The organism is Paenibacillus sp. FSL L8-0436 (assembly GCF_038593025.1).
In the GTDB taxonomy this organism is placed as follows: domain Bacteria; phylum Bacillota; class Bacilli; order Paenibacillales; family Paenibacillaceae; genus Paenibacillus_AQ.
Genome location: NZ_CP151955.1, coordinates 5,851,116 through 5,873,670, shown reverse-complemented (window position 1 = coordinate 5,873,670; position 22,555 = coordinate 5,851,116). Strand labels below are relative to the sequence as shown.

The window sequence follows — 22,555 nt, the reverse complement described above, 5'->3', positions numbered from 1 at the left end:
TTAAACAAATGGCAGCAATAACTTATGAACACATTAAGACCTGCAAGCAGTCCGGAGCCCGGCTCGGCAGAGTCCATACCCCGCATGGTGTCATCGAGACACCTGCTTTTATGCCTGTTGGCACACAAGCTACAGTCAAGACCATGAGTCCTGAAGAACTGAAAGAAATGGACGCTCATATTATACTGAGCAACACGTACCATTTATTTCTGCGGCCTGGCCATGACATTATCCGTGAGGCCGGCGGTCTGCACAAGTTTATGAACTGGGACCGGCCGATTCTGACGGACAGCGGTGGGTTCCAGGTATTCTCACTGAGCGATATGCGCAAAATTACCGAGGAAGGCGTACATTTCCGCTCCCATCTTAATGGAGACAAGAAATTCCTTTCGCCGGAGGTGGCGATGGAGGTTCAGAACGCACTTGGTTCCGATATCATGATGGCATTTGATGAATGCCCGCCTTTCCCGGCAGAATATGATTACGTCAAAAAGTCATTGGAACGTACCTCCCGCTGGGCAGAAAGATGTCTCAAAAGTCATGCCCGTCCCGAGGATCAGGGGCTGTTCGCTATTGTACAGGGAGGCATGCATGAGGATTTACGCCGCCAGAGCGCGGCTGATTTGACTTCCATGGATTTCCCGGGGTATGCTATTGGAGGGCTCAGCGTCGGAGAGTCCAAGCAGCTAATGTATGAAGTGCTGGATTATACTGTTCCGCTGCTGCCGCAAGGGAAACCGCGCTATTTAATGGGTGTCGGTTCACCGGATGCGCTGCTTGAAGGGTCAATCCGCGGAGTGGACATGTTCGACTGTGTTCTGCCTACCCGCATTGCCCGTAACGGAACGACAATGACCAGTCAGGGAAGACTCGTTGTACGCAACGCACAGTATGCACGAGATTTCGGGCCGCTTGATCCGGAATGCAGTTGCTATACCTGCCGGAATTATTCGCGGGCGTATTTGCGCCATTTAATCAAAGCCGACGAAACTTTTGGCTTGCGGTTAACGACATACCATAACTTACACTTCCTGCTGGATTTGATGCGTAAAGTGCGTGAAGCCATCAGAGAGGATCGGCTGCTTGATTTTCGCGATGAGTTTTTTGCACAATACGGATTGTATGATAATCTCAAAGGCTTCTAGTACGCCTGTAACAGAAGAACTGGATTGTGCTTTAATGCATATCGAAAGGGGGGAAAGGATATGTTACATTTTCAATTTGCAGCAAATCAAGCGGGTACCGGCAGCATTCTAGGTCTAGTAGGCCCGTTTGTACTTATGTTTGTGGTGTTCTATTTCTTGCTCATTCGTCCGCAGCAGAAGAAAACTAAAGCACGTAACGGAATGTTGAAAGCTCTGAAGAAGGGCGATAAGGTAGTCACTATTGGTGGCCTTCACGGGACGATCATGGAGATTTCCGACGACATCGTCGTTTTGCGCGTTAATGATGTGACCCGTTTAACCTTTGACCGGGGCTCTATCAGCCATGCTGTGGCACTGGAGACGGAAGGTAAGGAATAGTATCTCTTTACAACCTACATAAAAAGCGGCGTATCTCCTTCGGGAGAACGCCGCTTTTTGGCATGCTATCACATAAATCTCGTATTCATCACCCTGAGGGAATTGAAAAATTAACGGGCATCTGTGGCGCGGCTTCGGACTGGAAGCGATGTTTCCTCGCTGCGGAGTGTCAGCTTGGCCAGCTGTACTCCAACAGAGGTGGACAGAACAGCCAGCAGAGTGCCGCCCAGCATATCAATCAGCCAATGAATGCCGAGATAGAAGATTCCGAACACAATAGCTACTGCTGAAATCGTCGAGATGATCTTCCAGCGGTTGTTCCCTGACCGAAAGGCGAGCAGCGCCGTAGCTACAGCGATGGCCGTGTGCAGACTAGGGAAACAGTTGTTTAGACCGGAGAGCGGCCGGTATTCCTGTTCAAAGGTTGGAAAGACATCCAACATGATGAATCTTACACCTGCCGGAGCATAGGACCAAACTTCGTTGATTGGAAAATATAAAAAGAACGGAATGGCGACTGTGTAAATTAGCATGACCGTGTAGCAGGTGGCATACAGCATCAGGCGGTTCTTCTCCAGCAAATAGACTCCGAGTGAAGCAGCCAGCACGGCTTGGAGCATAAAGATATAGAAGAAAACGACAATAGGTGTAAGCCAGGGAGCGTAGAATATTTGCTGCAGCGTCTGGACAAAATGTCCTTCAAGTCCAAAGAATACAGAAGTATAATCCGATGCCAGATGCATGTTCTGCTCAATCTGCAGCTCATATTTATTCAGAAGGAGGACACTGATCATTCCGATAATAACCAACAGAAATTTATAGGAGTGCAGCAGTTCCTTTCCGAGTTCTACAAAGGCCATAAAAGGGTTGCGCCGGGTGCTGATCCAAATCAGCAGAATTACTATTACAACGGTGTACAAAACAACATGGTTCATGGATTGGTAAAGCAAAGCTATCGAAGCCTCCTCAAGCTCTTACGAATTCAGATGAAACCAGTGTAACATATTTTTAAGAGAATGGTTTCAAATTTTATGGATTCTAATAATTTAGTTTTTTTGTAAATTAACTCCAAACATTCCGCCGAGCGCTCCGATTGCCGCAGCAGCTATAACCCATACAGCATCAATGCCTGCAGGGGCACTGTCAAGCGCCAAAAATCCGACCAGCAGCACAATGATCCCGTAAAATCCCCCCGTAAGTGACCCTTGGTACCAGCCCTTACTGGTCGCTCTGCGCCCTGCCGTCAGTCCGCCGAATGCGGCGGCGATGCCGTGTACGATGTAGGTATACGTTGTAAGATCCTGTTCCTTCAGACCGCTGCCCCACAGCAAAAGAGAGAGGACAAACGCGCCCAGCAGCATCCACAGGAAGGATCGGCATAAACCGGATAATACAGGACTCGTTATTCTCCACGAGAACAGGCGCCGAATGAAGTACATGGTAAAACCTCCTAAATGTTTTTTGACGATCACCTTAAGTTAACTATTATTCATTGTATGGGGAGGCTTGCCCCAATAGTACAAGAATGGCAAAGCCTGCTCATTTACCATTAATTAATAAGGCCATTTCCGAATGTTCCCTTGGCAGGGAGGCCAGAATAGGGGTACATTAATCCGCCCGTAAGGCAAACTGCCCGGGCGATAAGCAGAAGGGGGAACGAAGAGAATATGTTCCAGCATATTACTACCCATATCTTTCTGACCGTGCTGATGTATATCTTCATTTTCCTGAGCATGCGGATTATGGGGAAACGGGAGATTGGCAAGCTGTCTGTATTCGATTTAACGATTTCGATCATGATTGCTGAAATTGCCGTGTTTATCATTGAAGACATCGAACGGCCGGTCTATGACGGAATCGTGCCCATGGCAACCTTGGTACTGATTCAAGTGCTTGTGGCACAGATCAGCCTTAAGAACAGAAAGCTGCGGCTGCTGATTGACGGCAAGCCCAGCGTACTGATTTCAGATGGCAAAATACACCGGGGGGAAATGCGCAGGCAAAGATATAACCTTGATGATTTGCTGCTGCAGCTGCGGGGACAGAACATCGACAGCCCCGCTGATGTGGAGTTTGCCATTCTGGAAACCAGCGGCCAGCTTACCGTCATCGAGAAGAACAAGGGTACGTCTTCATCCAACCAATCGGGAAACAGCAGCTCTAATGCTGAGCATAATGAACAGGGCAACAGTGGTGGCGGCAGTTCCGGCGGTGTCAAGCTGCCGAAGCATAAAATCAGGTATGAAGGCCTGCCGATTCCGCTCATTATGGACGGGAAGGTGCAGGATACCAATCTGGAGCTAATTGGAAAAACAAGATTCTGGCTGAGAACCCAAATCCGCCAAAAGGGCGTATCTGATTTCCGCGATGTTTTTCTGTGCTCGATTGATCACAAGGGTAAAATATATGTAGACCGCCAGCGCTCCAGATAGAGTATGGTTAACGCCGGCGTTTGAAGAACGGCACACGGTCCAGGTCTCGAACAGAGATCAGGCCTGAAAGCAGGCATATTCCCAGGTAGAGTGCCATCCCGCAGGCGGCAGAAAGTAAAAATTGCAGCCACTGGGCATCGGCGATGGGCACAGAGGTATAGATGTAAGACATGCCAGCGGCCATGATAATCACCGCGGTCAACGTTTTGAGTGGATCGGAAACTCTAATGGACAATTTAATCAGCTTAACCACACTAAAGCCGTGCAGCAAAGTTACAAAAATGCTGTTAACGATAATTGCGATAATTGCGCCATAAATCCCGTATTCGGGCTGTGAGGCCAAAACGAGAATGAGCAGGATTTTGATCACCGCACCGACCAGCGTATTAATAAGCGCCCTCCCGGGGCGGTCCATAGCTTGAAGGGCAGCCTGCAACGGTGCTTGGACATAGAGGAAGAGTGCAAAAGGCGCCATCATCCGCAGCATCGGAGCGGTGTCCGCATTGCCGTACATCAGCGTACAAAGCGGTACGGCAAGGATGTACATAATTGCAGCAAACGGGGCTCCGGTTACCATAGCGAGCCTCAGGGCCTGATGCATTCTTTTATGAATGGTTGCCAAATCATGGCGCGCTGCCGCCTCTGACAAGGAAGGAACGAGCGAAACAGCAAGGGAAGAGCTCAGTACTCCCGGCAGCAGCAGCAGTGGAATAACCATCCCTTGTAAGGAGCCGTACTGCGCGGTTGCAGCTGCGGTGGCAATTCCGGCAAGTGCCAGACTGCGAGCGGTAATAATCGATTCCAGAAGATAGGAAAAAGAGCCGACGAGCCTTCCGGCCGTGACGGGAACAGCAATGCCTAGCAGACGTTTCAGTACAGAAGTTTGCTTGCCCGCTGAGGGTTCAATGATAACCGGATCTGGAATGTCATTTTCCGCAGTAACAGAGTCAGGAAGATCCTTCTTGTCCTTTTTTAGGATGTAATAATATTGCCATAGCAGCGCCAGCATGCCGACGATTTCTCCAACGGTTACCCCCAGCATTGCACCTGCTGCAGCAAAGGCAATACCCTTAGGAAGCAGCAGCCAAGAGAACCACAGCATAAAGATAATGCGGATTACTGACTCCAGAACGGAGGAGAGTGCGGATGGAATCATGTTCTGCCTGCCCTGAAAGTAGCCCCGGTATATAGAAGATACGGCAACGATAGAGATCATCGGCGTCATGCTGACAAATGTATAATACACACGACTGTCCGTAAGGAGCACATTGGATACCCATGAGGCGCTGAACAGGGCGACCAGTGTGAACAAGATGCCGAGCGCCAGACTGAGGGTAAGTCCGGTATGCAGAATACGGCGTGACTCTTCAGGACGGTTCTCTCCCTCTGCCTCCGCTACCATTTTGGCGATGGCCAGCGGAATCCCTCCAGTGATTACAGTGATCAGCACGATGAAAAAGGGATAACCCAGCTGATACAGCCCAACACCTTCAGCACCGACAATACGAGGTAATGCAATGCGCGGAATAAATCCAAGCATCCGGTTAATAATGCCTGCAGCAAGCAGTATAAGCGTTCCTTGGATAAAGCTTTGTTTCCTTAGATTACTCAAAGGGCACTCCTTCTTCCCGAATTGAAATAAAACGCTGGCGTTCCTGTCTGTCCAAAAGGTAAGCTTGTGGATGTAAGCTTGTATATTGATATGCGGTACCCTGTCTACTCCATGACAAGCTTTGGAAATGACAAGTTTTAACCCGGAAGAAGGAATGCGGGGGAGCCTGGTCGAATACTAAAAAGTAACATGCGAAAGAGCGAACTTTGGAGGTGTCAACACGTGGAATCGATAGAGTGGAGTGATGATGAGCTTGGTGAAGATATCGAAGCCATGTGCCGCAGCAAAGCGGAGGAATTCCGACTCCTCGGCTATGAGTATGTAACAGGCAAGGATATCTGGGATTGCATCAGCCGCAACTATGCCAAGGAGGGCAACCCTCCCCTGCACAAGCTTGTGAACGATATCTATTCCTTGAAGGCCACTAGTTATATGAATTATTTAACGATTGCCGCTTATCGGGGATTAAACTGATACAAGGAACGATTTTCTTTTGCAAATGGCTATAGGAAGCAGTAAAGTAAGAGAAGACCAATTTTGCTTTTCCTATCAAACGGATGGCTTGCCTTGGGCAGAGCCGGCCGTTTCTTTGTGTGAGTATAACACCGTCGTTCCTCCATGAATTGACGGTGATTTCGCACGTAGCTATAATAGGAATATTGAGTAATGAAAGGGGAACTAGCAAGAGCATGAAGAGACTTTTGAGCTTTATCATTACCGTGCTCGTTTTAACAGGCGTCATGGCATTTAGTACTCCCGGACTATTGGACAAGGTTCGGCTGGGGCTTGACCTGAAGGGCGGCTTCGAGATTCTGTATCACGCGGAGCCCATGGAAACAGGAGGAGAACTAACCCGTGCCTCGCTGCAGAAAACAGCGGAAAGTCTGGAGAAACGTGCCAATGCGCTTGGAACAAGCGAACCTGAAGTAACCACTGAAGGAACTGACCGCATCCGTCTGAAAATTGCGGGCGTTACCGACGAGGCCGAGGTGCGCAAGAAGATGAAGGAACCAGCGGTTCTGACCTTCCGCAGTGCTGCCGACGGCGATGCTCCAGGGGTTTACAGCAAGATAGAACTCGTGGGCAGTGACTTTGTTGAAAATGCTGCTGAGGTTCAACGCAACAACTTGAACCAGCCTGAGATCGGGATTACTGTTAAGGATAAGGATAAATTCGCGGAAATTACCAAGCGCCTGCTAGGTAAAGAACTTGCTATTTATCTTGACGAAAATTTGTTATCCGCTCCGCCAACGGTAAGAGCAGTACTTACAGATGGAAAAGCTTCGATTTCCGGAGGTTATACTATAGAAGGGGCCCGTGAACTGGCCGACACGATTAACCTCGGTGCCCTTCCGCTGAAGCTGACAGAGAAATATTCGCAAAGCGTAGGCGCTACCTTGGGTAAACAATCCCTTGATCAAACGATCAGAGCGGGACTTGTGGGTTCCCTGATTATCTTGATCTTTATGATCGGCATGTACCGCTTGCCGGGCCTACTGGCCAGCTTTGCGCTCATCCTGCACACATGGCTGCTGATTCTGGTATTTGTCGTTGCCGACTTTACTTTGACACTTCCTGGTATTGCCGCATTTATTCTCGGTATAGGGATGGCAGTTGACGCCAATATCATTACCAACGAACGGATAAGAGAAGAAATGCGCAGCGGGAAGAGCATATTGTCTTCCGTCAAAGCGGGGAATAAAACCTCTTTCCGGACCGTTATGGACGCCAATGTGACGACTATTATCGTAGCGGCCGTTATGTTCGCATTTGGTACGGGTGCGGTTAAAGGCTTTGCTCTGATACTGATTGTGGAAATTGTGCTCAGTATCGTAACGAACCTCTATTTTGCCCACTGGCTGCTCAGTACACTGGTCAAAGCCGGCGTTCTGAAAAAGCCGAAGCAATTTGGGGTAAAGGAGAGTGACATCCGTGCGCTTTAAGAAAGAACTTGATTTTGTACATTTAAGTAAGTTTTTCTATATTTTTTCCATTGTCCTTACGATACTCGGCTTAGTGTTCCTGGGCTTTCTTGGACTGAACTACAGCGTTGATTTCAAGGCCGGCTCCAATGTTGACGTGGCACTGTCCAAGACGATTACACAGGAAGAACTTAATCCTGCGCTCAGCGGTCTGGGCCTCTCCCATGAACCAAGCATCACCATTGGTGAGAAACGGGTGAATATCCGTTATGATGAGGTTCTTAAAGAGGAACAGAGCGAGCAGCTGCAGGCTGCAATTAGCAAGATTGATGATAAAGCTTCCTTCGAGATTAACACGGTGGATACAGAAATGGCCAAAGAACTGGCGCGTAATGCGATCTATTCTGTGCTGATTTCCTGTCTGGGGATTATCATTTATGTAAGTATCCGCTTTGAATGGCGTTTTGCCCTGGCTGCGATTGTAGCGTTGGCACATGACGCGTTTATGGTTGTTGCGATCTTCTCGATTTTCCGCCTGGAGGTGGATTTGACCTTCATTGTCGCGGTGCTGACCATTATCGGTTATTCCATCAATGATACCATCGTTATCTTTGACCGGATTCGCGAGAATTTGCGCTTCGGTAAGCAGAAGACGTATGAGGACCTTAAGGCTCTGGTGAACAAAAGTGTGAGCCAAACCCTGATGCGTTCCCTCTACACAGCGTTTACGGTATTTATTGCTGCATTCTTCCTGCTTATCCTTGGCGGAGAGTCCATCAAAATGTTCTCACTTGCGATGGTTATCGGTTTGCTCTTCGGAGCCTATTCCTCGATCTTTATCGCGAGTCCGCTCTGGCTGCTGCTGAAGAAGCGCCAGAAGACTCCAGTGAAGAACAATCCGGCCAAAGCTTAAAATTTCCTGTCCCGAAAAGCCGCGTCAAAGGCGACGCGGCTTTTCGAATCTTTGGAGTGGAATGAGCAAACTTCAATCATCATGAGATTACTCGCTACCCGGCAAGGAGGGCCTCGTTATGAATGACAAACAATCACCGCAAAGTGAGACGGTTGCCTGGACCGGAATCGTCAGCGATGTTGCATTAGCTTTGGCTAAAGGAAGTGTTGGCTATTTCTCCGGCAGCAAAGCCTTGCTGGGTGATGCTTTATATTCCGGAGCAGACGCTGCAGCCAAGCTGGCGGATACTCTTCCGTGGCGCTCAGAACTGGTTAAGAGGAATAAAGAAACAGAGCTTACCCAGAAAGGGCAACGTAATAAGGAACCGATTGTCGCGATCCTTTTTTCAGTTCTTATTCTAATGGGCGGGCTGCAAATTGCCTTCTCGGCAATTCGCGATTTAACCCGGGGACATTTATCACCCACTGGAGAGACGGCGATTGTCACCGTCCTTATCTCCATCGCATTTAAAGAGGCTATCTTTCAATATCAATATCGTTATTTTAAGAAAATTGGCGATGGCAGCCATGCCGCATACGCGGATAACCACCGCTTCAGTCTATATACTTCGATTACCGTATTCGTCGGGATTGCCGGGTCGTTTGCCGGAGGATATCTCAACTGGAATCCGCTGCTGTATATGGACCCGATTGCCGCTCTTCTAACCAGCGCACTAATTATCCGCAAAGGGTATTCGCTGATTACGACTTCTGTATTGGCCCAGAGGGATCAGGAACTTCCTTCCGCGGAGACGGCCAGCTTTATTGAAACCGTGGAACGGGTGCATGGTGTTATTCGAGTAGAGTATTTAAAAGCACTTGAGCAGGGGCGTTACGTGAACCTCCAAGTTAAAATCAGCGTTAACCCGCGGATTACCGTGACGGAAGCCCAGGATATTTCGGAATGCGCCAGGAAGCTGCTGCAGCACCGTTTTGTCCATGTGGGCGAGGTTCATATGGATGTTGTGCCTTATGATCCGGGTTATCCTTACAAAAGCAACTATGAGCTCGTGGACAACGATAGTCCCACGCTGCTCCAGTAGTTCGCAGGGTGAGAGAAAGGTGAACTCAATTGCTTCATTCAAAAACAAGATGGCATTCTCCGGCAGCCGATCCCATTGCAGTAGAGGAATTGGCCCGGAGCCTTTCTATTTCTCCGCTCCTTTCATCACTGCTGGTAACCAGAGGTTTGGGGACGGCTGCTGATGCTTTGCAATTCATGGATGGAGACGCGGAGGATAGACATGATCCGTTCCTGTTGAAGGGAATGGCCGAAGCGGTTCCACGGATCAAAAAAGCATTACAAGAAGAAGAACATATTCTCGTGTACGGTGATTATGATGCGGATGGAGTGTCCAGCACCGCACTGATGATCTACCTGCTGCGTTATCTGGGGGCATCCTTTGACATTTATATTCCCCATCGTTCAAATGAAGGCTATGGGCTGCACAATCATGCGCTGGACTGGGCGGTACAGCAGGGAGTGTCGCTGGTTATTACCGTAGACACCGGAATTAGCGCTTATCATCAGATCGCTTATGCGACAGAGCTTGGAATCGATGTGATCGTAACGGATCATCACGAGCCGCCTGAACTGCTGCCGGAGGCCTTTGCGCTGATTAATCCCAAGCTTCCTGACTGTCCTTATCCTTTCAAGGGTTTGGCGGGTGTAGGGGTTGCCTACAAGTTAGCCGAAGCCATGCTTGGGGATGAGGTGCCGGAGGAATGGAGCGAGATCGCGGCCATTGGTACAGTTGCTGATCTTATGCCGCTGCTCGGTGAGAACCGCAGTCTAGTGCGCAGAGGACTCTCCAGTATGCGGCACTCCCCTTTTCCGGGGATCCGTGCCTTGCTTGATGTCAGTGGTGTAACGATGAGTACAGTAAGCGCTGTAAATATTGCCTTTGGCATGGCGCCGCGCATTAATGCCAGCGGCCGGCTGGATCACGCAGGCCGTGCTGTGGCTTTGCTCACGACCACAAATTCCGGGGAAGCTGAACAGCTTGCCGGAGAACTGGATCTGCTTAACAAAGAGCGTCAGCTGGTCGTGGAAAGAATCGTCACGGAAGCCACCGCTAAATTTGAGCAGCAGACCGCAGAGGGAACACTGCCGGACATTATTGTTCTTGCTGATCAAGGCTGGAATGTCGGCGTGGTGGGTATAGTGGCCTCTAAGCTGCTGGAGAGGTATTACCGTCCGGTGATTATACTGGATGTTCACCCGGAAACAGGGATGTGCAAAGGTTCTGCCCGCTCGATTCCCGGTTTGGATATTTATGCGGCGCTTTCTTCCTGCGCCGGGCTGATGGATCATTTCGGAGGCCATCCAGCTGCAGCAGGGATGAGCCTGCATCGTGATAAGCTGGAAGCCTTCGCGGCTGCGCTTAATGAGTTTGCAGCCTCCGTTCTGCAGCCGGAACATTTCATGCCTGTGACCGCTGCGGACGGTGAAACGGCGATCTCTGATTTAACGCTGCAGGCCGCACTGGATTTGGACAGACTGGCTCCCTTCGGGATGGCCAATCCGCTGCCCAAGTTTATTGTTCGCGGAGCTGCGGTGAAGGAAACCCGCAAGATGGGTCAGGATGGCAAACATCTCAAGCTGGTCTTGCAGCAAGGCAAGCATACGATTGAGGCGGTAGCCTTCGGCAAAGGTGCATTAGCCCAATTGCTGCCAGGTGGCACTATGGTTGATGTCCTGGCGGAGCTTTCGGTGAATGAATGGAACGGCTCGCGCAAACCTCAGCTGATGCTGCAGGATTTGGCAGTCCCGAATGCGCAGCTGCTGGATTTGCGCGGGACTGCTGATGCAGTGAAGCAGGCGGCCACCCTTAAAGAGCTGCTGCTGCAATACAGCAGCGGAACTTCCTTCAGCGCTGCGGCTGTGTTTCACAACAGCCGCATGACGCCGCTGAATCAATTGAAAGGCATGTCGCTTTGGGTATATGATGAGAATGCTGGGATCTCCGTGCTGAATCAAGGACAAGCGGAAACTGGTGAAGGTAAGGTTTCCCTGCTTTGCCTGCTGGATATGCCGGATACACCAGAGCAGCTGGATGCGGTGCTTGCTGCTTTTCCACAAGCTGAGAATATCGCATTGCTGCACTCCATTCGGGACGGCCGTGACCGGCTGCAAATACCGACACGTGATCATTTCAAGTCGTTATATAAATTGCTGGCTTCGATTGCTGCTGCGGCGACACCGGAGCATGAGGTGCTGCTGCGGCTTAGCCGCCAGTCTTCACTCAGTGTGCGCATGCTGGGCAAGATGCTTGAGGTGTTTGAGGAACTTGAATTTATCAAGCGCAGCAACGGGACTATTACCTTTGTTACCCAGCCTGCGGCGAAGAGTCTTACGGCCTCCACGCATTTTGTCAGACTGGGTGAGACTGCGGAAATGGAGCAATATTTCATGGAAAGCAGCCTCAGCGAGCTGCAGGAATGGATGCTGTCCCGCCGTTTAGGAGCATCCTAGGGCGGAATGGATGGAGGCTTTGCTTCCGAAGCAAGTTTGTTTGAAGAGAATTCAGTGAGGGAACTGCTCACAACCTTTAGGAGATGATCATGTTGGATTTAAAAGACAGTATTCGTGTGATTCCGGATTTTCCGCAAGTGGGAATCAGCTTTAAAGATATTACTACATTGCTTAAAGACGGCGACAAATACCGCCAGGCGATTGATGAGCTTAAAGCGCTTGTTTCACATCTGCAGATTGACATAATTGCCGGTCCTGAGGCGCGCGGTTTTGTAGTCGGCGCACCGCTGGCTTACGCGCTGGGGGTAGGATTTGTACCGATTCGCAAGAGTGGCAAACTTCCTTACGAAACCATTGAAGTGGGTTATGATCTGGAATACGGCAAGGATAAACTGGCCGTTCATACTGATGCCATCAAGCCGGGTCAAAAGGTGCTGATCGCTGATGACTTGCTGGCTACCGGCGGTACCATTGCCACATCAGTTAGTCTGGTGGAACAGCTCGGCGGCAAAGTTGTCGGCGCTGCTTTCCTCATCGAACTGGTAGAGCTTGCCGGCCGCAACAAACTTTCGGATATTGAAGTGATATCCCTGATGACTTACGAAGACTAATTTCAAACGGGATAACTTTTCCCGGGAAATAAAAAGCGGATCGCTGTCGAATGAAGACAGCGGTCCGCTTTATTAATATAATTGATTCGTTTTCCACCGCAAATAGCGGGTACAATCAAGAAATCCTTACGACAACAGCGGCCGGAAGTCCAAATATTCATCGTAGCTACGTCCTCGCCCAAATGGGGACAGCTTAAATCAATCTGTATATATACTATAAACGGATGCCACCCTGAAGCAGATGAGCATCCGTTTTCTTCATAAATAAGTATTCGGGGTCTAATGGGCGGATTTCTCTTTTTCCTGCTCGTTTGACCAGCCAAGAACCTCGAACAGCTTAAAGAGCAGAGACAGAACCATACCAACAATCGTAGCCAGCGCCATTCCTTTAAGCTCCACTTTGCCCATTTTCAGGGAGATGCCGCTGATGCCGACAACAAGCACCAAGGTAGCCAGAATCATATTGGTTGCCTTAGAGAAGTCGACCTTCTGCTCTACAAAGATCCGTAAACCGGAAGCCGCGATAACCCCGAACAGCAAGAGAGAGACTCCGCCCATTACCGGTGCGGGGATGTTGGCAATGATAGAAGAGAAGGTGCCGGAGAACGAGAGCAGAATGGCGATGACTGCCGCTCCGCCGATCACATACACCGAATATACTTTAGTTAAGGCCATAACACCGATGTTTTCGCCGTAAGTAGTATTAGGAGTAGAACCCATGAATCCGGAGAGGACGGTGGAAATCCCGTTCCCCATCAGCGAGCGGTCAAGCCCAGGATCTTTCGCCAGATCTTTGCCGACAATGTTGCTCGTTACGAGCAAGTGGCCGATGTGTTCAACGATAACGACAAGGGATACAGGAATAATGGTGAAGATTACTTCCCAGTCAAAGGATGGGGTGACGATCGTCGGGTGGGAGAGGAACTGTGCGTCGGAAATGGCACCCGTGTTAACCTTGTGCATAATATAGGCCAGCACATAACCGGTAACAATCCCGATCAGAATATGAATGATTTTGGGGAAGCCCCGAAAAAGTACTGCGCCAATAACCGTTACACCCAGCGTTACCATAGACAGCGTAATTGCGCTTCCGTCCGGTGTCCAGTCGGCAGTACTTACACCTTCAGGAGCGATCAGTCCGGCCATACGTGCGGCAACCGGTACCAGCTCCAGTCCGATGGTCGCCACGATTGCGCCCATAACCGCCGGAGGGAACACCACATCAATCCAGCCTGTACCGGCATAACGGACGACTAAAGCGACGAGAATAAAGATAATACCGGTAACAATAAACGCTCCCAGTACAAGCGAATATCCATGCATATGATCGCTCTCGTTTTTGGTAAGCACGCTGAGTACCGGTGAGATAAAGGCAAAGCTTGATCCAAGATAAGCCGGGATTTTGCCGCGGGTAATCAGGATGTAGAGCAATGTGCCGATACCGTTCATCAACAGGATCATGCCAGGGTCTACCCCAAACAGGTTGGGGACAAGCACCGTGCTGCCGAACATGGCGAATAAATGCTGAAGACTTAGCAGAAATCCCGGGCCCCAAGGGAGTTTCTCATTAACTTGAAATTCGCGTTGCAATGGAGTTCACTTCTCTTTCTTTATGTAGTTTTAGGTTAGGTCGCGGAAAACCGCTTTTACTAGATTAAAGAGTACGGCGACTTTTTACAACAACAATTTTACAGATGCCACGAAATTGCCCATACTTTGAGGCTAAGCCTGCAGGAATGCCACACTATGGCAAGTGTTGACGTAATCCATCGTAAGCGTCATAATTATAAACAACTTTAAACTGCGTGTAGTGTAGCCTGGAATAGCTGATAACCCTGCAAACCGGACACACCTTGCGGGTTCATTCATTAAATAGATAAACTCCATTACGGAATTTTTCTTTATAGAAAGGAAACGGATACGACGAGAATGGGCATAGAGCAATTAATTGAAAAGGCTAGCGCCTATATAAAGGAAAAAGATCTTCTCCGCATCCGGGAAGCTTATGAATTTGCCGATCAGGCTCATCACGGGCAGGTTCGGAAATCGGGGGAGCCATACATTCTGCATCCGCTCGCGGTCGCAGATATTGTCGTGAATATGCAGATGGATGTCATATCCATTATTGCAGCGCTGCTGCATGATGTCGTAGAAGATACAACGGTGTCACTGGAGCAGATCCGCGAGAATTTTGGCGATACCTGTGCCATGCTGGTGGATGGTCTGACGAAGCTGGAACGCATCCGTTTCCGTTCCAAGGAAGAGCAGCAGAACGAGAATTACCGCAAAATGTTCATTGCTATGGCTCAGGATATCCGCGTCATTGTGATCAAGCTGGCGGATCGTCTGCATAATATGCGGACACTGAAGTACCAGTCAGAAGAAAGCCAGCGCCGCATTTCTTATGAAACGCTGGAGATTTTCTGTCCCATTGCAGACCGTTTGGGGATATCGGCGATTAAATGGGAAATGGAGGATATCGCTCTCCGTTACCTGAATCCGCAGCAATACTACCGTATTGCCAATTTGGTGCATAAAAAACGGGCGGAACGCGAAATGTTCATTGAGAGCGTAATCGGCCGCATTCGTGCCAAACTCGATGAGATGGGCATTGAAGGCGATCTGTCGGGACGTCCCAAGCATATTTACAGTGTCTATAACAAAATGAGCACCAAAAACAAGCAGTTTAACGAAATTTATGATCTGCTCGCTATCCGCATTATCGTCGACAACATTAAGGATTGTTATGCCACATTAGGGATTATTCATACTCTTTGGAAGCCGATGCCCGGACGTTTCAAGGATTATATAGCCATGCCCAAAGCGAACATGTACCAATCGCTGCATACGACGGTAGTGGGTCCAGGCGGAGAGCCAACGGAAGTGCAGATTCGTACCTGGGAGATGCACCGCACCGCCGAGTTCGGGATTGCCGCCCACTGGGCTTATAAAGAAGGAAACAGCAATAACGTCAATCCGGAGAACCGGATGCCGTTCTTCCGCGAAATCCTGGAACTGCAGCATGAAGCCAAGGATGCGGAAGAGTTTGTCGAATCGCTCAAAATGGATTTTTTCTCCGACCTTGTCTTCGTATTTACCCCGAAGGGCGAGGTTGTGGAGCTGCCGGCAGGTTCCGTTCCGCTTGATTTTGCCTTCCGTATCCATACGGAGGTAGGTAACCGGACTATCGGCTCCAAGGTGAACGGGCGGATCGTGCCGCTGGATCACAAGCTGAAGACCGGGGATATCGTGGAGATCCTGACCTCGAAGAATTCGTATGGTCCCAGCCGGGACTGGTTGAAGATCGCACAATCCTCGCATGCACGGAGCAAGATCAAGCAATGGTTTAAGAAGGAGAAACGTGAGGAGAACGTTGAAAAAGGCCGTGAAGCGATCGAACGCGAGCTGAAGCGCCTCAATGTTGAAGTATCGGATTGGCTTACGGAAGATAAGCTGACTGAAGTATCGAAGAAATTCGCTTTTGGCGATTTGGAAGATATGCTCTCGGCAGTCGGTTTCGGGGGGATTACCGCGGCGCAGATCGCCTCCAAGCTCACGGAGAAGCTGCGCAAGGATCAGGAAGAGGCCGCGGGGCATCTGGAGCTTACTTCTGAGATGAAGGAGATTAAGTCCAGCGGAGAGAAACGGAATCAGCCAACCAACGGAGTGCGTGTAAAAGGAATTGATAATCTGCTGGTCCGTTTTGCACGATGTTGCAATCCGGTCCCTGGCGATGACATTATCGGTTATGTGACGCGCGGACGCGGCGTTTCCGTCCACCGCGAGGATTGTCCGAACATTCCGGGCGATGGTGACGGAGAAGAGTCGGCACGTGTGATTGAAGTGGAATGGGAAGGCAGTATGGAAGCCAACTACAGTGTTGATATTGAGATTACCGGCCATGACCGCAACGGCCTGCTCAATGAAGTGCTGCAGGCGGTGTCAGAGAGCAAGACTAACATTTCTGCGGTCACCGGACGCTCCGACAAGAACAAGATGGCGATGATTCATATGACGGTCCTTATCCGCAATACAGACCATTTGCAGTCAGTGGTCGATCGGGTGAAACGGGTCAAGGATGTATATACGGTTAACCGCATTATGCAATGAGGCAAGGAGTGGAACGCACCAATGAGAGTGGTTGTGCAGCGCTGCAAGGAAGCAAAAGTTACCGTGGATGGGACAGTCACTGGAGCTGTAGGCCAAGGCCTGATGCTGCTTGTTGGCGTTACTCATGAGGATACGGAGAAGGATGCTAAATATTTGGCCGACAAAATCGCCGGATTGCGCATTTTTGAAGATGAATCCGGCAAAATGAACTTCAGCGTCACCGAGACCGGCGGAGCAATCTTGTCCGTGTCGCAGTTTACGCTGTATGGAGATTGCCGTAAAGGCCGGCGCCCCAACTTTATGGCTGCCGCAGCACCCGCTGAGGCAGAGCGGCTCTACGACTATTTCAACCATGAGCTGAGAAATGGCGGACTTACGGTGGAAACAGGCATATTCGGCGCAATGATGGATGTATCACTGACCAATTGGGGCCCGGTCACCCTGATTCTGGACAGCCGGGGTTAGCTGCGAAATTTAATTGCCGCTTTGGCTAAATTTAAGACGTTTACGTGCATCGAGGATGCCGCGTGGGGTTCCGTTCCAAGGACCTATGCGGCATCCTTTGCTTTTTCCCTGCGGATAGAGGCGTTCTGGGCTGGTTAAACTAGGGGGGAGTCATAATACACCGAGGAACAGGGAGTCCAGCATGAGACAATCACAGAAAGCATGGGTATGGAGCGTTTTGCCGGCATATGCGGCCGGAAGTTCTGCTGAAGCCGCTGCGGCGGCCAAAGGGTCCGTGGAGCAACAAGAGACTGACGTGTTGAAAGGAAGAAGCCGCAGCCTCCTGCCGCGCACTTGAAATGCTTGGGAGGCTGCGGTTTTTGGCATATTGGGCGTAACTCTTTTTATAGCGTAAACGGATGGAAAGAAAGGTAAGCAGCCGCACTTCGTTAGAAAGCGCTGCAATAAGGGTAATAAGATGACGAGAACAGAAAAGTGGAGAGGAGAATTAATCTCATGAGTAAAGTTGCATTTCTGCTCGCCAGCGGTTTTGAAGATTCCGAAATGAAGGTACCTTACGATGAAGTCATAAAAGCAGGGCATCAGGCTGAGATCATCGGTCTGAAGAAAAACGAAACCTTGCTCGGAAAAAAAGGCAGTGTATCCTATGCAGCCGATAAAGCCATCAGCGAGGTGAAAGCAGCAGACTATGACGCTGTGGTCATTCCCGGAGGTTCGTCCCCGGAAAATTTACGGCTCGATCCTGATATCCTGAGCTTTGTGAAGGAAGTAAATGGAACAGGCAAGCCGATTGCCTCCATCTGCCACGGACCGCAAATCCTGATCAGTGCAGACTTGCTGCAAGGCCGCACAGTGACTTCCTATCCGCCCCTTAAGGATGATGTGATTAACGCGGGAGCGGAATTTAAGGATGAAGAGGTCGTCGTGGACGGCAATTACATTACTTCACGCACACCAAAAGATGAGCCCGCATTTGTGCGTGAGCTGTTGAAGGTGTTGTAGTAAAAGCTTGGCCACCAAAATCAAACAACAATCCAAGGAGGGAACGACAATGAGTAGAAGAATCCAGGCTTATTTCAGAACAGAAGATGAAGCAGAAGGCGCTAAGACGGCATTGATTCCTTACGGAGTGGATAATCTGGAAGTATCCCCGCTGACGGATCCTTTAAAAACAGACGGAAATTACAGAAATAATATCCTAATCCCCTTGGTTCCTTATAACAATTCCGCGATGACCGGAGGCGCATTTGGCGCTACGGGGGCGGTTGCTGGCTCCGGCCCGATTGCCGGTGCCCCTATTGTACCGGCAATCGATGTGAATGACGGTCCTGATGATTTGGATAACCGCAGTGCGGGTGATGTCCGGAATCATGCTGAATTTGACGACAGGGATTTGGATGATCTTCGTTATGTCATGGAAGTTAAGGTGGCTGACGGCAAACAGGATGAGGTTATCGAGGCGCTGCGCCGGAAGCATGCCTACGTGGAAATCTTTGATTAAAAAGAGGGCACGCTCTCTCGCAGATGAATAGTTGCGAAACTACAGCTCCGCCGATCCGTTACAGGGATTGGCGGAGCTTTTTAAAATCCAAGAACAGTAATATTTCTTTTATTTCTCTGGACAGGGAATTATGTTGTAGTGTAAAGTAGTCCTTGTGTTTCAGTAGGGGATTGTCCGGATTTATAAAACGCTTTCTTTTCTGTAATACAACCGTAACATTACATTCATGATTCCTTAATATAGCGTGTTTATAATAGAAGCATGACCCCCTTTTTTATAATATATGATGATGGACCTGCAGCAATCGGCTGCAGGTCACTTTTTTTGTAATAGCTTTTTTTATTGGATTCCTTGACTTTAGCGCAGTGGTTCAGTAGAATCTAACAATATACAGATTGTCATATAGTTTTGATGACGGGACCAAGTAATCCGTACCCCACAACCCCAGAGAGGAATCCCCCGCAGAGATGGATATCGTCCTACCGTAGGATGAGCTTACCGTTTCCGCCCGGCTGCAAGGATTCTGTTGATGAACGGATGAATGACCTCCCCGAGAACGCACGGCGAAAGCAGGCAATGAAGATTGCCGGAAGTCAGTAGCCGATTGCGCGTAGGCGGGCGTTAACCGCTTAGAGCGGATTCAGGCAGTTGCATGGATTCGGAATGTGGGTGGTACCACGGGTGTATTATTAGGTTGATAATAATCCCTCGTCCCTGTTTGTTATAAACAGGGCGAGGGATTTTTTGTTTTTTTTAGAAGTTGATAAACAGACAGGCAAGAGGGGTTATTTTCAGGAGGGATAGGCTGTGGCTAAAGAAAGATTCGAGAAACCGACAGGCACGCAGGATGTGCTTCCGGGTGCGGTTGAGAAATGGCAGTATGTTGAAGGGAAGGCCAGGGATCTTTGCCGCCGGTTCAATTACCGGGAGATCCGCACTCCTATGTTCGAGCACACTGCGCTGTTCGAACGCGGCGTAGGAGAAACAACGGACATTGTGGAAGGCGAGATGTACACCTTCAAGGATAAGGGCGACCGCGATCTGGCACTTCGTCCGGAAGGAACAGCCGGTGTGGTCCGTGCTTATGTTCAGAACAAGCTTTACGGTGAGCCGGATGTAAGCAAGCTGTATTATATCGGTCCCATGTTCCGTTATGAGCGTCCGCAGGCGGGAAGATACCGCCAGTTTCACCAATTCGGCATTGAGGCATTTGGAGCAGTGGATCCGGCGATTGATGCGGAAGTGATTTCTCTAGGGTACCAGTTCTATAAGGATCTGGGACTGAGGGATGTAAGGGTAGAGCTGAACTCCGTGGGCAACGTACCTAGCCGTGCGGCGTACCGGGAGAAGCTGCTGGATTTCCTGAGACCGATGAGGGATAACCTTTGCAGTGACTGCCAGCGGCGTATGGACCGCAACCCCTTGCGGGTGCTGGATTGCAAGGTCGACCAGGACAAATTCGGCGGTGCGCCTTCCATTCTGGACAGCCTGGATGAAGAATGCACAACTCATTTTGAGAAGGTCAAAATGCATTTGGATATCATGGGTGTGGAGTACAGCATCAATCCCCGTCTGGTACGCGGACTGGATTATTACACGCATACAGCGTTTGAATATAAAGCAGCCGGCATTGGATCTATTGACACGGTCGGCGGCGGCGGCCGTTACAATGGTCTGGTGGAGGAAATCGGCGGTCCGGATCAGCCGGGCATCGGTTTTGGCATCGGGCTGGAGCGGATCCTGCTGATTCTGGAGAATCAAGGGGTAGAGCTGGAGACGGTGAAGCCGCTGGATGTATACTTCGTGGCACTTGGCGAAGCGGCCGATCTGGAGATTACGAAACAATTGTTCATTCTGCGCAGTCTTGGCTTTTCTGCAGAACGGGATTATCTGGGCCGTAAGATGAAGGCGCAGATGAAATCGGCCGACCGCATGTCGGCTCGGTACACAGCGATTCTCGGTGAAGATGAGCTGAACAGCGGCGTCATTGCGCTGAAATCGATGGCTACTGGCGAGCAGCGGACCATCAAGCTGGAAGAGCTGGGACAGTCGCTGGACTAGACAGCTTGGCATGAAGTAATTGTATTGTTGCAAGAGGAAGAAGATCTCACTGATTCATATAAGCGCAGTTACTTTTAACCATGAAGGGGTAGAATATATTATGACTAGAAGCCATCACTGTGGACAATTGACGCCGGAGCATATCGGCCAGACCGTAACTCTGAACGGATGGGTGCAGACCCGCCGTGACCTTGGGGGCGTACTTTTTATTGATCTCCGCGACCGCAGCGGAATCGTACAGATTGTTTTCAATCCCGACTATTCCGGCGAAGCGCTGCAAATTGCAGATAAAGTGCGCAGTGAGTATGTGCTCGCTGTTACGGGGAAAGTGGTTAAGCGCGACGAAGAAACCATTAACCGCAACCTGCCCACAGGAGAGATTGAAGTGCAGATTACGGATATTGAAGTACTCAATGCCGCGAAAACGCCGCCGTTCTTCATCGAAGACGGTGTCGAAGTGGATGAATCCTTGCGGATGAAATACCGCTATCTCGACCTGCGTCGTCCGGAGATGTACAAAACGATGCTGCTTCGTTCCAAATCGGCGAAGATCTTCCGCGACTTCCTGGACAACGAAGGTTTTATTGATATCGAAACACCAATCCTGACCAGAAGTTCACCTGAAGGCGCCCGTGATTATTTGGTGCCGAGCCGGGTGCATGAAGGCGAGTTCTTTGGACTTCCGCAATCGCCGCAAATCTACAAGCAGCTGCTGATGGTCGGCGGTATTGAGCGCTATTATCAAATCGCCCGCTGCTTCCGTGATGAAGATTTGCGCGCTGACCGCCAGCCGGAATTCACCCAGGTCGACATCGAGACTTCCTTCATGCCGCAGGATGATCTGCTGTCGATGATGGAGACCCTGATGCAGCGCCTGCTTAAAGAAACGATCGGCGTCGAAATTGCCCTGCCGTTCCAGCGTTTGACTTATGCCGAAGCCATCGGCAAATACGGCTCAGATAAGCCGGACCTGCGTTTTGGCCTGGAGCTGGTTGAAATGAATGACATCGTAGCCAGCAGCGGCGTCAAAGTATTCGCCTCTGTGATCGAAAAGGGCGGAGAAGTAAAATGCCTCAACGCCAAAGGCTGCGGTACCTGGACCCGTAAAGAGATCGACGATCTTGGACCATATGCCGCGCGTTACGGAGCCAAAGGACTTGCCTGGATTCAAGTGAAGGATGGCGAACTCAAGGGGCCTATCGTGAAGTTCTTCACCGAGGAAGAGATTGCTGCCGTGAAGGAACGTACCGGTGCCGAAGAAGGCGACTTGCTGCTCTTCTCTGCTGATAATAAAAAAGTGGTAGCCGATGTCCTGGGTGCGCTTCGCCTGAAGATCGGACGCCAGCTCGGCCTGATTGACGACAATGTGTTCAAGTTCGCATGGGTTACTGAATTCCCGCTGCTAAGCTACGACGAAGACCAGAAACGTTATGTGGCAGAACATCATCCGTTCACACGTCCAATGGATGAAGACCTGCACCTCTTTGAGACTGATCCGGGTGCTATCCGTGCCCAGGCTTACGATATCGTGCTTAACGGCTACGAGGTAGGCGGCGGTTCCCAGCGTATCTACAAACGTGAGGTACAGGAAAAAATGTTCGATGCACTCGGCTTCTCAACGGAGGTTGCTTACGAGAAATTCGGCTACCTGCTGGATGCATTTGAATACGGCACACCTCCGCACGGCGGGATTGCCTTTGGTTTCGACCGTCTCGTAATGCTGCTTGCCGGCCGCACCAACCTGCGCGAAACCATTGCCTTCCCTAAGACGGCAAGTGCGACTGACCTGCTGATGGATGCACCGGCACCGGTAGATGCAATACAATTGGAACAGCTGCACATCAAGCTGGCTCCGAAGCCGGAGAAGGTAAAGAACTAAATCTAACCAGGCC

The 22,555-nt window shown here is 50.1% G+C and carries 20 protein-coding genes; 16 read left to right on the top strand and 4 right to left on the bottom strand.

The genetic code is table 11. The features are described from left to right. The first annotated feature begins 8 nt into the window (after positions 1-8). Positions 9-1,145, top strand: a complete 1,137-nt coding sequence (tgt, locus tag NSS79_RS27150; RefSeq protein ID WP_076109167.1) for a tRNA guanosine(34) transglycosylase Tgt — start codon at positions 9-11, stop codon at positions 1,143-1,145. A 60-nt stretch (positions 1,146-1,205) separates the two neighbouring features. Continuing rightward, the gene (gene yajC / locus NSS79_RS27145; protein WP_038595604.1) at positions 1,206-1,523 is read left to right on the top strand and encodes a preprotein translocase subunit YajC; all 318 of its coding nucleotides are present in this window, start codon (positions 1,206-1,208) and stop codon (positions 1,521-1,523) included. 110 nt (positions 1,524-1,633) lie between these two features. On the opposite strand, the gene NSS79_RS27140 is transcribed toward yajC, so the two are convergent. Further along, positions 1,634-2,473 (bottom strand): phosphatase PAP2 family protein, encoded by an 840-nt coding sequence (locus NSS79_RS27140; RefSeq protein ID WP_342436897.1) that lies wholly within the window; start codon positions 2,471-2,473, stop codon positions 1,634-1,636. Positions 2,474-2,569: 96 nt separating this feature from the next. Continuing rightward, on the bottom strand, positions 2,570-2,962 hold the full coding sequence (locus NSS79_RS27135) for a TIGR04086 family membrane protein (RefSeq protein ID WP_342436896.1): 393 nt from the start codon (positions 2,960-2,962) through the stop codon (positions 2,570-2,572). A 228-nt stretch (positions 2,963-3,190) separates the two neighbouring features. Here NSS79_RS27135 and NSS79_RS27130 point away from each other — a divergent pair, with 228 nt between their 5' ends. After that, positions 3,191-3,955, top strand: a complete 765-nt coding sequence (locus tag NSS79_RS27130) for a DUF421 domain-containing protein (RefSeq protein WP_342436895.1) — start codon at positions 3,191-3,193, stop codon at positions 3,953-3,955. Positions 3,956-3,962: 7 nt separating this feature from the next. Here NSS79_RS27130 and spoVB read toward each other — a convergent pair whose 3' ends face one another. After that, positions 3,963-5,567, bottom strand: a complete 1,605-nt coding sequence (gene spoVB, locus NSS79_RS27125; protein ID WP_342436894.1) for a stage V sporulation protein B — start codon at positions 5,565-5,567, stop codon at positions 3,963-3,965. A gap of 222 nt (positions 5,568-5,789) precedes the next feature. On the opposite strand from spoVB, the gene NSS79_RS27120 reads away from it, so the two are divergent. The 6 genes from NSS79_RS27120 (at position 5,790) to NSS79_RS27095 (ending at position 12,526) form a co-directional block, all read left to right on the top strand. Continuing rightward, positions 5,790-6,041, top strand: coding sequence for a post-transcriptional regulator (locus tag NSS79_RS27120; protein ID WP_038595596.1), 252 nt, complete (start codon positions 5,790-5,792; stop codon positions 6,039-6,041). Between the two features lie 215 nt (positions 6,042-6,256). Then, the gene (gene secD / locus NSS79_RS27115) at positions 6,257-7,510 is read left to right on the top strand and encodes a protein translocase subunit SecD (protein ID WP_342436893.1); all 1,254 of its coding nucleotides are present in this window, start codon (positions 6,257-6,259) and stop codon (positions 7,508-7,510) included. Next, positions 7,500-8,402 carry a protein translocase subunit SecF gene (gene secF / locus NSS79_RS27110; protein WP_342436892.1) on the top strand — a complete coding sequence of 301 codons (903 nt, stop codon included), beginning with the start codon at positions 7,500-7,502 and terminating at the stop codon, positions 8,400-8,402. Before secD ends, secF begins: the two co-directional genes overlap by 11 nt. Before the next feature lie 118 nt (positions 8,403-8,520). Next, positions 8,521-9,483 carry a cation diffusion facilitator family transporter gene (locus NSS79_RS27105; protein ID WP_342436891.1) on the top strand — a complete coding sequence of 321 codons (963 nt, stop codon included), beginning with the start codon at positions 8,521-8,523 and terminating at the stop codon, positions 9,481-9,483. A 29-nt stretch (positions 9,484-9,512) separates the two neighbouring features. Continuing rightward, the gene (gene recJ / locus NSS79_RS27100; RefSeq protein WP_342436890.1) at positions 9,513-11,915 is read left to right on the top strand and encodes a single-stranded-DNA-specific exonuclease RecJ; all 2,403 of its coding nucleotides are present in this window, start codon (positions 9,513-9,515) and stop codon (positions 11,913-11,915) included. A gap of 92 nt (positions 11,916-12,007) precedes the next feature. Continuing rightward, positions 12,008-12,526 (top strand): adenine phosphoribosyltransferase, encoded by a 519-nt coding sequence (locus tag NSS79_RS27095; RefSeq protein WP_342440448.1) that lies wholly within the window; start codon positions 12,008-12,010, stop codon positions 12,524-12,526. A gap of 279 nt (positions 12,527-12,805) precedes the next feature. On the opposite strand, the gene uraA is transcribed toward NSS79_RS27095, so the two are convergent. After that, complete coding sequence (uraA, locus tag NSS79_RS27090; RefSeq protein WP_342436889.1) at positions 12,806-14,116, bottom strand: uracil permease; 1,311 nt, start codon at positions 14,114-14,116, stop codon at positions 12,806-12,808. Positions 14,117-14,455: 339 nt separating this feature from the next. Between uraA and NSS79_RS27085 the strand changes: the two genes are divergently transcribed. From NSS79_RS27085 to aspS, 7 genes are all read left to right on the top strand, one after another. After that, a complete protein-coding gene (locus tag NSS79_RS27085; RefSeq protein ID WP_342436888.1) occupies positions 14,456-16,636 on the top strand; it encodes a bifunctional (p)ppGpp synthetase/guanosine-3',5'-bis(diphosphate) 3'-pyrophosphohydrolase in 2,181 nt (726 codons plus the stop codon). 21 nt (positions 16,637-16,657) lie between these two features. After that, positions 16,658-17,101: a D-aminoacyl-tRNA deacylase gene (dtd, locus tag NSS79_RS27080; RefSeq protein ID WP_342436887.1), complete on the top strand. Its 444-nt coding sequence runs from the start codon at positions 16,658-16,660 to the stop codon at positions 17,099-17,101. Between the two features lie 181 nt (positions 17,102-17,282). Beyond that, positions 17,283-17,438 carry a hypothetical protein gene (locus tag NSS79_RS27075; RefSeq protein WP_342436886.1) on the top strand — a complete coding sequence of 52 codons (156 nt, stop codon included), beginning with the start codon at positions 17,283-17,285 and terminating at the stop codon, positions 17,436-17,438. Positions 17,439-17,596: 158 nt separating this feature from the next. Further along, positions 17,597-18,103, top strand: coding sequence for a type 1 glutamine amidotransferase domain-containing protein (locus NSS79_RS27070; RefSeq protein WP_342436885.1), 507 nt, complete (start codon positions 17,597-17,599; stop codon positions 18,101-18,103). Between the two features lie 49 nt (positions 18,104-18,152). Continuing rightward, positions 18,153-18,602, top strand: coding sequence for a hypothetical protein (locus NSS79_RS27065; protein ID WP_342436884.1), 450 nt, complete (start codon positions 18,153-18,155; stop codon positions 18,600-18,602). Positions 18,603-19,409: 807 nt separating this feature from the next. Next, entirely contained in the window at positions 19,410-20,663 is a 1,254-nt protein-coding gene (hisS, locus tag NSS79_RS27060) for a histidine--tRNA ligase (protein WP_038595581.1), read from the top strand. A gap of 100 nt (positions 20,664-20,763) precedes the next feature. Beyond that, positions 20,764-22,542, top strand: coding sequence for an aspartate--tRNA ligase (aspS, locus tag NSS79_RS27055; protein WP_342436883.1), 1,779 nt, complete (start codon positions 20,764-20,766; stop codon positions 22,540-22,542). The last annotated feature ends 13 nt before the right edge of the window (positions 22,543-22,555 follow it).